This window comes from Nocardioides albidus (assembly GCF_006335005.1).
GTDB classification, from domain to species: Bacteria; Actinomycetota; Actinomycetes; order Propionibacteriales; family Nocardioidaceae; genus Nocardioides; species Nocardioides albidus.
Window position 1 is genome coordinate 327351 of record NZ_VDMP01000027.1, and the last position, 11836, is coordinate 339186.

The 11836-nt window shown below is 74.0% G+C and carries 12 protein-coding genes and 1 pseudogene; 3 read left to right on the top strand and 10 right to left on the bottom strand.

Going from position 1 to position 11836, the window contains the following annotated elements:
* The coding region (locus tag FHP29_RS19945; protein WP_158296654.1) for an MFS transporter at nucleotides 1–868 on the bottom strand (868 nt) is incomplete at its 3' end.
* A 50-nt stretch (nucleotides 869–918) separates the two neighbouring features.
* On the opposite strand from FHP29_RS19945, the gene FHP29_RS19950 reads away from it, so the two are divergent.
* Nucleotides 919–1575: a FadR/GntR family transcriptional regulator gene (locus FHP29_RS19950; RefSeq protein ID WP_139624602.1), complete on the top strand. Its 657-nt coding sequence runs from the start codon at nucleotides 919–921 to the stop codon at nucleotides 1573–1575.
* Nucleotides 1576–1760: 185 nt separating this feature from the next.
* Here FHP29_RS19950 and FHP29_RS19955 read toward each other — a convergent pair whose 3' ends face one another.
* On the bottom strand, nucleotides 1761–2864 hold the full coding sequence (locus tag FHP29_RS19955; protein ID WP_139624603.1) for a citrate synthase 2: 1104 nt from the start codon (nucleotides 2862–2864) through the stop codon (nucleotides 1761–1763).
* 109 nt (nucleotides 2865–2973) lie between these two features.
* Between FHP29_RS19955 and pdxH the strand changes: the two genes are divergently transcribed.
* Nucleotides 2974–3657 (top strand): pyridoxamine 5'-phosphate oxidase, encoded by a 684-nt coding sequence (gene pdxH / locus FHP29_RS19960; RefSeq protein ID WP_139624604.1) that lies wholly within the window; start codon nucleotides 2974–2976, stop codon nucleotides 3655–3657.
* Here the strand turns inward: pdxH and FHP29_RS19965 are convergent.
* Genes FHP29_RS19965 through FHP29_RS20000 form a run of 8 tightly spaced genes read right to left on the bottom strand, consistent with a single transcriptional unit; the run spans nucleotide 3609 to nucleotide 11146 of the window.
* Nucleotides 3609–4145 carry a hypothetical protein gene (locus FHP29_RS19965; RefSeq protein ID WP_139624605.1) on the bottom strand — a complete coding sequence of 179 codons (537 nt, stop codon included), beginning with the start codon at nucleotides 4143–4145 and terminating at the stop codon, nucleotides 3609–3611. The two genes, pdxH and FHP29_RS19965, sit on opposite strands and share 49 nt — an antisense overlap.
* Before the next feature lie 5 nt (nucleotides 4146–4150).
* The gene (locus tag FHP29_RS19970) at nucleotides 4151–5416 is read right to left on the bottom strand and encodes a nucleotide disphospho-sugar-binding domain-containing protein (RefSeq protein ID WP_139624606.1); all 1266 of its coding nucleotides are present in this window, start codon (nucleotides 5414–5416) and stop codon (nucleotides 4151–4153) included.
* The gene (locus FHP29_RS19975; protein ID WP_139624607.1) at nucleotides 5413–5973 is read right to left on the bottom strand and encodes a hypothetical protein; all 561 of its coding nucleotides are present in this window, start codon (nucleotides 5971–5973) and stop codon (nucleotides 5413–5415) included. The genes FHP29_RS19970 and FHP29_RS19975 overlap by 4 nt, the downstream gene beginning before the upstream one ends.
* Nucleotides 5970–7103 (bottom strand): glycosyltransferase, encoded by a 1134-nt coding sequence (locus FHP29_RS19980; RefSeq protein ID WP_139624608.1) that lies wholly within the window; start codon nucleotides 7101–7103, stop codon nucleotides 5970–5972. The genes FHP29_RS19975 and FHP29_RS19980 overlap by 4 nt, the downstream gene beginning before the upstream one ends.
* On the bottom strand, nucleotides 7103–8065 hold the full coding sequence (locus FHP29_RS19985) for an NAD-dependent epimerase/dehydratase family protein (protein WP_139624609.1): 963 nt from the start codon (nucleotides 8063–8065) through the stop codon (nucleotides 7103–7105). Before FHP29_RS19985 ends, FHP29_RS19980 begins: the two co-directional genes overlap by 1 nt.
* The gene (locus tag FHP29_RS19990) at nucleotides 8062–9315 is read right to left on the bottom strand and encodes a F390 synthetase-related protein (protein ID WP_139624610.1); all 1254 of its coding nucleotides are present in this window, start codon (nucleotides 9313–9315) and stop codon (nucleotides 8062–8064) included. The genes FHP29_RS19985 and FHP29_RS19990 overlap by 4 nt, the downstream gene beginning before the upstream one ends.
* The gene (locus FHP29_RS19995) at nucleotides 9315–10157 is read right to left on the bottom strand and encodes an MBL fold metallo-hydrolase (protein WP_139624611.1); all 843 of its coding nucleotides are present in this window, start codon (nucleotides 10155–10157) and stop codon (nucleotides 9315–9317) included. Before FHP29_RS19995 ends, FHP29_RS19990 begins: the two co-directional genes overlap by 1 nt.
* Complete coding sequence (locus FHP29_RS20000; RefSeq protein WP_139624612.1) at nucleotides 10148–11146, bottom strand: 3-oxoacyl-[acyl-carrier-protein] synthase III C-terminal domain-containing protein; 999 nt, start codon at nucleotides 11144–11146, stop codon at nucleotides 10148–10150. The genes FHP29_RS19995 and FHP29_RS20000 overlap by 10 nt, the downstream gene beginning before the upstream one ends.
* 195 nt (nucleotides 11147–11341) lie before the next feature.
* Between FHP29_RS20000 and FHP29_RS21920 the strand changes: the two are divergent.
* Nucleotides 11342–11836 (top strand): annotated as a pseudogene (locus FHP29_RS21920) (hypothetical protein); the annotation flags it as partial.

The following is an 11836-nucleotide window of genomic DNA, read 5'->3' on the forward strand; positions in this document are numbered from 1 at the left end:
GGCCGATGGTGATGCTCGCCGCCAGCAGCAGGCCGGCCGTCTCGTCGCTGAACCCGGCGTCGGCGTACACGCTCGGCAGCCAGCTCATCGTGACGTACGCGTAGATCGACTGGGTGCCGAAGAGCAGGGTGACCGCCCACGCGGTGGGGCTGCGCCACAGGGCGGTGCGATGCACGTCGGCGCGCCGGGGGTCACGCCGGCGGCAGTACGGCGCCCACGCCACGACGGCGGCGAGGGCGAGCCCCGCCCAGAGACCGAGCCCCACCCGCCAGGACCCCGCCGCGTTGGCGATCGGGACCGTCGCGGCCGCCCCGACGGCCGAGCCGAAGGAGAGGACCGTGGTGTAGGCGCCCGTCATCAGGCCGATCCGATGGGGGAAGTGCTCCTTGACGATGGCCGGGACGAGCACGTTGGCCAGCGCGATCCCGCCGCACGCGACCGCGGTTCCGGCGATCAGGGCAGGGGTGCCGTCGAGGACGCGCAGGACGAGGCCGGCGGCGAGCAGTCCGAGCGCGGCGACCAGGCCGCGGTCGACCCCGATCCACCGGGTCACGACCATCGCGGTCGCGCCGACCAGGGCGAAGCAGAGGACGGGCAGCGAGGTCAGCAGGCCCTGCGTGGCGGCAGAGACGCCGAGGTCGCCGAGGTGGTCGAGCAGCGCGCCCAGCGAGGTGATGGCCAGGCGCAGGTTGAACGCGACGAGCAGGACGGCGAGGCCGAGGCCGAGACCGGCCCGGGTGCTCGGGGTGATCGGGGTGCTCGGGGTGATCGGGGTGCTCGCCGGGGGCGCGGTGCTCGCCGGGGGTGCGACGGGGCCCGAGGATGCGGAGCCGGTTGCTGCGGCGGCATCATGGAGCGAGCGGGACATGTCCCCTAGGATGACAGACATCGGATGATTGGACCAACGAAGGGATGTCCATGCCGCTCGCCCCGACCTCACCCGCGTCGCTGGTGGACCAGGCCATCGACGGGATGCGCGCGCTCCTCGAGAGCGGAGAGTGGGAGGTCGGCACCCGCGTCCCGCCCGAGCCGGCCCTCGCCGCCGCCCTCGGCGTGAGTCGCAACACCGTGCGCGAGGCGGTCAAGGCGCTCGCCCACCTCGGGCTGCTGCAGGTCCGCCGCGGAGACGGCACCTACGTCGCCGCGACGACCGAGATGCAGGCGTTCATGCGCAAGCAGCTCGACCGGGTCGACATCGTCCACCTGCTGGAGGTGCGGCACGCGATCGAGGTGCGCGCGGCGGCGCTCGCCGCGCAGCGTCGTACCTCCTCGGACCTCACGGAGCTCGACGCGATCATGACCCGCCGCCGCGACGCGGTGCGCGACCAGGACGACCGGGCCTTCGTCGACGCCGACGTCGACTTCCACTGCGCCGTCGTCGCGGCCGCGCACAACCCGCTGCTCGTCGAGCTGTACGACGGGCTCGTCGACACCCTGCGCGCCAGCATCGAGCACCCGGGCACCGCCGACATCCTCGAGGCGGAGCACGACGCCGTCCTCGACGCCGTCCGCGCCGGCGATCCGGTAGCGGCGGCCGCGGCGAGCGCGGACCTGCTCGACCACGTCATCGCCTGATCAGGTTCGGGGGTGGCTGGCCGGTCCGGGGGGCCTTGTCACACGTTGTTCGCCGCTCTACCCGCCGTATGTCAGCTGTAGCAGCCGCGCACAGGACCGGTTCTGCGAGGTCTTGCGGCTGGTAGGTCGGCGAACAACGTGTTACAGCGCTGGCGAGCTCGGGGCCGGGCGCGGCCGAGTGCGGCTCACTCCCCCCAGGCGGCGTCCCAGCCCTCGATCTCGGAGGCCGGGCGGGTGGAGGGGCCGGTGTAGATCGCGGAGGGGCGGATCAGGCGGCCGGTCCGCTTCTGCTCGAGGATGTGCGCCGACCAGCCGCCCGTGCGGGCACAGGTGAACATCGAGGTGAACATGTTGGCCGGGACCTCGGCGAAGTCGAGGACGATCGCGGCCCAGAACTCCACGTTGGTCTCGAGCACGCGGTCGGGGCGGCGGGAGCGCAGCTCGGCCAGGGCCGCCTTCTCGAGCGCCTCGGCGACCTCGTAGCGGGGAGCGTCGAGCTCGCGGGCGGTGCGCCGCAGCACGCGGGCGCGGGGGTCCTCGGCGCGGTAGACGCGGTGCCCGAAGCCCATCAGCCGCTCGCCGGAGTCGAGGAGGTTCTTGACGTACGCCTCGGCGTCGCCGGTCTTCTCGACCTCCTCGATCATGTGCAGCACGCGCGAGGGGGCGCCGCCGTGCAGCGGTCCGCTCATCGCGCCGATCGCGCCGGAGAAGGCGGCCGCGACGTCGGCGCCGGTCGAGGTGATGACGCGGGCGGTGAAGGTGGAGGCGTTCATGCCGTGCTCGGCCGCGGAGGACCAGTACGCGTCGATCGCGTGCGCGTGCTTGGGGTCCGCCTCGCCGCGCCAGCGGATGAGGAACTTCTCGGCGAGGGTCCTGCCCTCGTCGACGGTGCGCTGGGGTACGACGGGCAGGTGGATGTCGCGCGCCGACTGGCCGGCGTACGACAGCACCATCACGGCCACCCGGGCGAGGTCGGCGCGGGCCTGCTCGTCGGTGATGTCGTAGGTCTGGCCGAAGCCGAAGGCCGGCGCGAGCATGGCGATCGCGGCCTGGACGTCGACGCGGACGTCGCCGGTGTGCACCGGCAGGGTGAACGCCTCGGCCGGCGGCAGGCCGGGGGTGAAGGCGCCGTCGATCAGCAGGCCCCACACGTGCTCGAAGGGGACCCGTCCGACCAGGTCCTCGATGTCGACCCCGCGGTAGCGCAGCGCCGAGCCCTCCTTGTCGGGCTCCGCGATCTGGGTCTCGAAGGCGACGACGCCCTCCAGTCCGTGGTGAACCTCGGTCATCGGCGTGCTCCTTCGTGACGACGGTGCGGGGTGCTCCTGTCCGGACGCCCCGCGGGCCATCCGGCATTCTGCCCCACCGGCCTCCCGGACCGGTCCCTATGGTGGGTCCATGGCCGACGACCCGACCGCCGACCCGACCGCTCGCCCCGAGCTCGCCGCCCTCCGCAGGGAGTACGGCGACCGCGGGCTCGCCGAGGCTGACGCGCCGCCCGAGCCGTGGCCGCTGTGGCAGCAGTGGTTCGACGAGGTGGCGGCCGCCGGGGTGCACGAGCCCAACGCCATGGTCGTGGCGAGCGTCGACCCCGACGGGGCGCCGTCGTCCCGGATGGTGCTGCTCAAGCAGGTCACGGCAGCCGGCCCCGACGAGGGGTTCGCGTTCTTCACCAACATCTCCTCGCGCAAGGGCGTCGCGTTGGCGGCCGAGCCACGCTGCGCCCTGCTGTTCCCGTGGCATCCGGTCGAGCGGCAGGTCCGGATCGAGGGGACGGCCCGTCCGCTCGGGCCCGCGGAGGTCGCGGCCTACTTCGCGTCCCGCCCGCGCGGCGCGCAGCTCGGGGCCTGGGCGTCACCCCAGTCGCAGGTCGTCGAGGGCCGCGCCGAGCTGGACCGCCGCTACGCCGAGGTGCGGGAGCGGTTCGGCGACGGCGAGGTGCCCGTCCCGCCGGCGTGGGGCGGCTACCGGGTGCGACCCGAGGCGTTCGAGTTCTGGCAGGGCCGGCCCGGCCGCATGCACGACCGGCTGCGCTACGCGCGGACCGCGAGCGGCTGGGAGCTCACCCGGCTCGCGCCCTGAGCCGACGACTGGGGCAGCCCGCTGTCCCGGGGCTGGTCGGACCTCTGGGCCGCGACGTAGATCGCGCCGAGCACGATCAGCACCACCAGCACGGCCACCACGATCAGGGTCTCGCGCCGTCCGTCGGCCGACGGGCCCGAGGCGACGCGCTCCTTCACGGGCTGCTTCGCCGGCTCCTTCGCCGGTTCCACCGGGGCGGCCTCGGCGCGGGGACGCGGCCGGTGGCGATGGTGCGAGCGGCGCCGGTCGCTGCGCCGGCGGCGTACGGCGTCGGGGTCGAACCCCGGCAGTTCGCCCGCGCCCTCGAGCGGCTCGAAGCGCGGCACGTCGTGCCCCGCGACGGTGATCGGCTCGTCGATCGGCCCGATCCGCGGGACCTCCTTGGACGGCGTGAGCAGCGAGCGGAACTCGTCGTGCTCGAGTCGCCTGTCGTCCGGGCGCGCCCGACCGGTCGGGTCGGTGTCGTCGGGGGTGTCGCGATCGGCCACGGACGTCATCCTCCCTGATCGGCGTCGTTCTCGGGAAACAGCCGGGCGCGCACTTCGGCGGCGATCGTGTCCACCGCCGGCCGGGCGGCGATGGTGGCGGCGATCTGCCGGGCCCGCCGCCGGTACGACGGGTCGTCGACCACACACGACAGGGCCTGCGCGAGCCCGGCGGGGCGTCGTACCCGCACCGCGACGCCGGCGTCGACCAGCCGCACCGCGTGGTCGAACTGGTCGTAGTCGACCGGCCACACCACCGCGGGGAGCCCGGCGGCGAGGGTGTGACCGAGCACCCCGGCGCCGCCGTGGTGGACGACCGCGTCGAAGCGGGGCAGGTCGCGCGCGTAGTCGACGTAGTCGTGCACCACCACGCCGGCGGGTACGACGCCGGGGGAGCCCGCGCCGCCGAGACTGACGTGGACCTCGAGGCCGGGCAGCGCCGCCGCAGCGGCCGCCGCGTGCCCGACCAGGCAGGCCTTGTGCCAGGGCAGGTGGGTGCCCGCGGTGAACAGGACCGCGGTTCGTCCCGGGGCGAGCACCGGCGGCGCGGCGGCCGACGGCGGCGTGTGCAGCACCGGTCCGACGTACCGCACCGCGGCGGGCAGCGCCCGGGGGTACTCCACGGCCTCGGGCGTCAGCGCGAAGACCCGCTCCGATGAGTAGATGGCCTCCGAGCCGTCCGGGCGGTACTGCCGGGTCATGCCGACATCGGCCAGGCGCACCCCCGCCAGCCGCGGCGCGACGCGCTTGAACCCGCGCACCCAGGACCGCCCGACGGCGTCGCGCCCACGCCCCAGCGCCGAGCGACCGGGCCGCCACCCGCCGAGGTACGACGGCGGCCCGGCCCGCCCCTCGATCGCGCACGGCGACGGGTGCGTCGTCCACCAGGGCACGCCGATCTCGTCGGCGGCCGTGCCGACGGCACCCATGGTGAAGTCGGCGAGGACCAGATCGGGCCGGGTGTCCGCCCAGGCGCGGAGCAGCTCGCGTCGGAAGTCCGCCTGGAGCGCGACGGCCGCGCGGAACTGCCGGAACAGCAGGCGCGGGTTGCTGCCGATCCGGTACGGCGGGTTGACCACCGTCTCGATCACCTCGTCGGCCCCGTCCAGCAGCGCCAGCCCGGTCACCCCGGACGCGGCGATCGCCGGCATCGCGGCAGCCGTGCTGATCACCCGCACCTCCACGCCGGGCTCCCGAGCGAGCCGGGCGGCGATCCCGAGCACCGGGTGCAGGTGGCCCGCCATCGGTGGCGCGACGAGGTCGACCCGCTTCACGCCGCGTCTCCGGCGAGCTCCGTGACCAAGCCGGCGCACAGCGCGGCCAGCTCGGGTGCGGCGAGGTAGTCGAGGTGGCCGGCGGAGACCTCGACGTCGTGGGGCCACCAGCGGGCGAGATGGTCGCCGCGGCTGCCGACGCGGATCGTGCGGCACGCGGGCGGCCGGGTCGCGACCGCGCCGTACGCGACCACCGTCAGCCGGTCGATCAGGTCGCTCGGCAGGTCGAGTCGGCCGAGGAGGTCGAGCCCGATCGACCCGGCGAGCACCAGCGTCCGTTCGGCGGCGCGCAGCTGCGCCTCCACGAGCGGGCGGTTGCGGCGCGCCCACCGACCCCGGCGCAGCCGGATCCGCCAGAACAGCACCAGATGGCGCAGGCTCGCCAGCCACAGCGGCACCGGGCGGTACGGCGCCAGCGCGGCGTCGTACGGGAAGTTGAGCCGCACCTTCGCGGACTCGGGGAGCGGCAGGCCGTCCAGGAAGGCGTGCTGGACCGGGGAGAGCGCGCAGGAGCGTGGGTCGCTCTGCCCGGTCAGATGCAGGACCTGGAGGCTCATGGCGACCCGACCGGCGAGAAGTCGTCGTCGGAGCGCACCCGGTAGGTGCGCGTGCGCCAGCGGATCGTCCGCTGCACGGAGCCGTGGACCAGGTGTGCCGGCTGGGCCAGCTCGGAGACGAGCGACGGCAGTGGGGCGTGGAGGGAGCGGCCGTAGACGCGACGGTGTACGAGTCGGAGCAGCAGCCGGCGTCCCGTGAGCAGGACGACGAGCGGACCCGGCCGGCGGGAGCGGATCGAGCCGACGAGCACCGCCCAGAGCAGGTTGGGGTGGACGCCGTGCAACGCGCCGATCTGGGCGACCGTGGAGGGCCGCTGGCGGCGCAGCAGGAGGTCCGCGAAGAGCATCCAGCGGTGCATCAGCCGCACGTAGTGCTTCGGCGAGTCGACGGTCGTGGTGATCCACTGCGGCGAGGCCGTCTGGCAGATCGTGCCGCCGCCGCGCTGCACCGCGCCCGCGACGGCGAGGTCGTCGGTGAGATTGCGCAGGATCGGCGTGAAGCCGCCGATCCCGCGCAGGTCGGCGACCCGCATCGCCCAGCACATGCCATTGATCGTCACCGGCGCCATCGGCAGATAGGTCAGCGCGGCGTTGTTGTCGACGAACTGCTCGATGAGGCGCGCCCACGGCGTGCTCCCTGGCAGGTACGCCGGCAGCCCGGTCGCGAGCGTCGCCCGCTCCAGGCCGCCGAGGAGCGCGCCCAGGCTTGCTCGCGGCAGCCGGGTGTCGTCGTCGAGCACGAGGAGGATCTCGTCGTCGGCGCAGGCGTCCAGGGCGGGCTGGAGCTTGGCGAGCTTGGGGTTGACGCCGTCCGGCGCGGGCGGGCAGAGCCGGACCTCGACCCGCGGCGCCGGCCCGATCCGGTCGACCACCCGCTGCGCCTGGGCGTCGTCCTCGTCGACCAGCCAGACGAACCGCGCGCCGGACAGCGAGAGCAGGTTGTCGCGCAGCGCGTCCTCCAGGCCGGGGTCGCCGGACAGGATCGGCTGCACCACGACGACCCTCGCGATCGCGTCGTCGGACGGCTCGATCGCCTGCGGCGCCCGGGAGGCGGCGCGCAGCGCGGCGACCGTCTTGCCCGCCTGCAGCGCGAGATATCCCGCGGCCGCACCGCGCAGCCACCCGCCCATCAGAGGTTCTCCCGCTGCCAGGCGACGAACTCGTCGACCCCCTGCGCGACGCTCACCCGTGGCGGACCGAGGTCGCGGAGCATCTTGTCGGGCACGAACGTCTTCGACCACGACAGCACCCCGACGCCGTACGGCGTGATCGGCGGCTCCCCGGGCAGGTGGAGGATCCGCCAGGCCCGCTCGAGCACGCCCGCCGCCCGCATCGCGGTGGCGACGCTGACCTCGCGGGTCGGCGGGTCGAAGCCGAGCTGCGTGATCACGTCGAGCAGCATCGCCTGGATCTCGACCGGCTCGGCGTTCGTCAGGTGGTAGACGCCGCCCAGATCGGGACGCGCGGCCAGCTGCAGCAGGTGGTCGGCGAGGTTGTCGACGTAGATCAGGTCGCCGACCGCGGGGGTGGTTCGCCCGGTCAGGCGCGGGATCCGGCCTGCCTTGGCGGCCGCGATGATCCGCGGGAAGAGCACGGTGTCGCCCGGCCCGAACACCGCGCGCGGACGCGCGATCACCCAGGAACCCCCGTAGGTGCGGACGATCCGCTCCGACCCCGCCTTCGTGCGGGCGTAGTCGTTGGCGAACTCCGGTCCGACCGGGGACTCCTCGGTGAGGTCGAGCTGGTCGCCGTCGCGATAGAGCACCGAGGACGACGAGACGTGCACCAGCCGCGGGCTGCCCAGCCGGTCGCACCAGTCGACGACGGTCTGCGTCGCGACGACGTTGTCGCGCTCGTAGTCCTTGCGCGGCGCGTACGGCGTGGCCCGGGCCGCGCAGTGGATCACCGCGTCCGGCCGCCACGGCAGGTCCGGCAGGTCGTCCACCGCGGTCCGGCCGAGGTCGACGCTCAGGTAGTCCGCCCGGTCGAGTCGCCTCCGGCCCAGACCGACCACGTCGTGTCCGGCGGCGGTCGCCAGCTCCCGGAGTCGGCCGCCCACGAACCCGGACGCACCGGTCACCAGCAGCCTCACCTGATCCTCCTGATCCGTCGTCGCTTCTGGTCGGGCGTCTGCGCCGGCCACGCCATGGGTACGACGGCCGGCGGTCGCGCGCCCAACCGCTGTGCCAGCCGGCCGATCTGCGTCGCCACCCGCTCCGTCGCACCTGACGATCCGGCGGTGGTCGCCAGTCGCCACTCGGTGCCGTGCTGCTCGATCCGATAGTCGCCGAGGTCGCCGGCGAGCGCGACCGCGTGGCGCAGCACGTCGGGGTAGACCGGCACGTCGCCGAGTGTCAGCACATCGTCCGCCCGGCCCAGCACCGCGTGGATCGACCGACCCGGCCGGCCGCACGGGCAGGGTCCGGGCGCGGCGAGCAGGACGTCGTCGAGGCGGTGCCGGACGACGTACTGCGTGGTCCGGGTGAAGTCGGTGACGATCGGATGGAAGCGCTGGTGGTCGATCCACTCCGGCTCGATGTGGACGTGCGCCTCGTTGAGGTGCAGGCGGCCCGCCGGGCAGCTCACGGCGAGGAGGCCTTCCGTGGCCTGGTAGATCTGCTCGACCGGTCGCCCGAAGGCCGCGCGGATGACCGCCTCGTCGTCGGGCTCGAGGGTCTCCGCCACCGAGACCACTTGGAGCGGCCGCAGTGTTCTCGGGCGGGCCTCAGCGATCCGGCGAAGGACGCCGGCGGGTGCGACCAGGACGTCCGTGCCGGCCAGTGCCGGCAGGTGGACCGACAACGGAACCGTCAGATCGTGCCAGGAGAAGGCGACCCGGCGGCTGTCGAGGGTCTCGTAGAGGTTGCTGTTGGCGCGCAGGAACAGCGCGACCCGCAGTGGTCGCCGGGCCATCGTGCGCAGGGAGAGGGGCGACATCAGCTGGCCCATCAGGATCCCTGCCCACAGGCGGCTCTCCGCCTCCGAGACGAGGAAGACGCCGCGCGTCCCGGAGGTGCCGGAGGAGAGCCCGACGGTCACGCCGCCGGGCAGTCGCTCCGCGAAGGAGCGGGACCGCTCGGCGGCCTCCGCGACCGCCAGGGCCCGGTCGAGCGTGATGCCGTGCCGGTTGAACGCGGCGAAGTCGGCGAGCACGGTCCGCTTGTCGACGACGGGCAGCTCGGACAGCGGTCGACCCGCGAAAGGCCCGTAGAACCGGGCTTTCGGGAGCTCGACGCGCAGGAACCGCTCGAGCGCGCGGGCCCGCGCGGCGTCGTACCGACGGGGGAGGAGCCAGCGCTCGCGGGCGAACGCCGCGGCCACCGCCGCCTCGGAGCCGGCCATCAGCGCCCGGCGTACCAGGCCGCGTGGCCCTCCGGGCAGTGCGCGGGGAGGATCAGCAGGTCGTCGTGCGCGGCGTCGAGGTCGTGCAGCACACCGAGGGTGCGGACCGTCGAGTCCCAGTCGTGCATGATCCCCTTCGCCAGCCGGGACGGCGGCTTGAGGTCGCGGAAGGACGCGGAGGTCCAGGCGGCGTCGCCGACGAGCAGCACCTGGCGCCCACCGGACGTGAACAGCAGACCGAGGTGGCCGGGCATGTGACCGGGCAGGTCGACGGCCAGCAGGCTGCGGTCACCGAGCAGGTCCCAGGTGCGCAGCCCTCCCACTCGGACGGTCGGGAAGCCGTCGACCGGGTCGAGCCGGTCGCGCAGGTCGTCGGGCAGCAGGGCCGGCAGGATCGCGTGCCGCACGGCGTTGAAGCCGCGCAGGGACAGGGCTTGTTCGGCGCCCGAGGATCCGGCGATGATTCGCGCCCGCGGGTGGTCGAGCAGTCCGCCGACGTGGTCGCCGTGGAAGTGGGAGACGACGATGCGTCGTACGTCGGCGGGATCGATGTCGAGCGCCGCCAGCTGGCGGGACAGGTGCTCGTGCTCGGGCAGGGTGACCGGCAGGCTGGTGCGGTAGAGCAGCTCCGGCACGCGGCGGGTGGCATCGAAGAAGTGCTGCGAGTAGCCCGTGTCGAAGAGGGTCCAGCCGTGCTGGGGGTGGTGTATCGCGCCGACGTACGACGGGAACTCGACGATGCGCAGCCGGCCGCCCTGCCGGGCCATCGCCTCCGGGCCCTTGCAGTGGCCGACACGCAGCCAATGGAAGGTGACCTCGGGCTGGGGCTCGCTCAGTAGCACAGCACCACTCCGCCCATGCTGAGTCCGGCGCCGGTGCCGAGCAGGAGGGCGTGGTCGCCGCGTCGCAGCCGGCCCGACTCGATCGCGGCGTGCAGCGCGGACGGCAGGGAGGCGCCGACCTGGTTGCCGTGGTCGGCGTAGATGTCCACGAGCCGGCCCTCCTCGATGCCGAACTGGTGCCGCACCCAGGCGAGGGCGTGGTGACTGGCCTGGTGCGGTACGACGACGGGCAGGTCCGCCATGGTGGTCCCGGCGGCGGTGAGCAGGCGGTCGACGAACGGCGGCAGGTGCTTGACGGCGAGCCTGAACACGGCGCCGCCCTCCATCCGGAACCGGCCCCACTCGGCGTACGCGCCCTCGACGCGGTCGGGCGCGAACCGCGAGCCGCCGCCGCGGATCTCACAGCTGTGCGCACCCTCGCTGTGGGTGGCGAAGTCGGCGGCGAGCACGGCCGACCCGGTCTCCCGGGCGTGCCCGACGACGGCCGCGGCCGCGCCGTCGCCGAAGATCCCCGATGCGCCGAGGTCGGACCAGTCGAGGCCGACCGATGCCAGGTCGCTGGACACGATGAGGATCCGCTCGTGCCGGCCCGCGTCGACGAGGGTGGCCGCCAGGTCGAGCGCCACCAGGAAGCTCAGGCAGCTCGCGTTGACGTCCCACGCCGCGATCGGCCGGGACGGCGCCAGCTCCTCGTGGAGCAGCGCCGCGTTGCAGGGGAGCGGCTGGTCGGGCGTCGCGCTCGCGCCGATGATCACGTCGACGTCGTCGAGCGTGATGCCGGCCGCCGCCAGCGCCTTCCGGGCTGCGCGGGCGCCCAGCTCGGCGGCGCTGCCCCGCTCGACGTACCGCACCCGGACCCCGGTCCGCTCCTCGACCGTGCCGGGCGGGAGGCCGAGCCGCTCGTCGAGCGCGGCGCTGGTGACCGCCTCGTCGGGCCGCACCGCACCCGTGCCGAGGATCCGCAGGGCGCGCGGGCCGAGAGCTGGCATGCCGACGAGGATAGTCAGAGCCGGTCGCCGGTGGTCTCGTCTCGTCAGCCCCGGCTGGTGGTTGAGGCGCGAGGAGCGCTCGCGACGAGCCTCGAATCCTCCGGGTATCACCGACCGGCGCGGGTGGGTTTCCCCTGTGCACAGGCGGGTGTCTGGCGTCGGGGTTGTGTCGTACGTCCTTGGGACGATTCCGTCATGGATCTCGGAACCCAGTCCCGTTCGACAGCCGCCCTGCTGTCGCGCGTGCGGGACCGGATCCACTCCCGCAACACTCTGATCATCGAGGAGTGGGAGGACATCACGACCTGGGCCAGCGACCACATCGTCACCGGGCCGGAAGGCGTTGCCACGATCACGGAGGGCTACCTCGACACCGGCATCCCGATCGCCGGCCCCGGCGCCCCTCTGGTGTCGGAGTTCGCGTTGATGGAGCTCATCGCGGTCCTCGGCCGGACACCGGATGGTGGGAAGGCATATGTCGGGCGGGTCATCGAGTGCGCCTGGCGACTGCCCCACGTCTACGACGCGGTCATGGCCGGGAGGTTGGAGCCGTGGCGGGCCGAGCGGATCGCCGACCTCACGCGCGGTCTGAGCGCGGAGGCGGCGGGGTTCGTGGACCGGCAGCTGTTCGACGCCACCGGCGTCGGCTGGGCCCAACTCGAACGCCTCGTCGCCGAAGCCGTTTCGCGG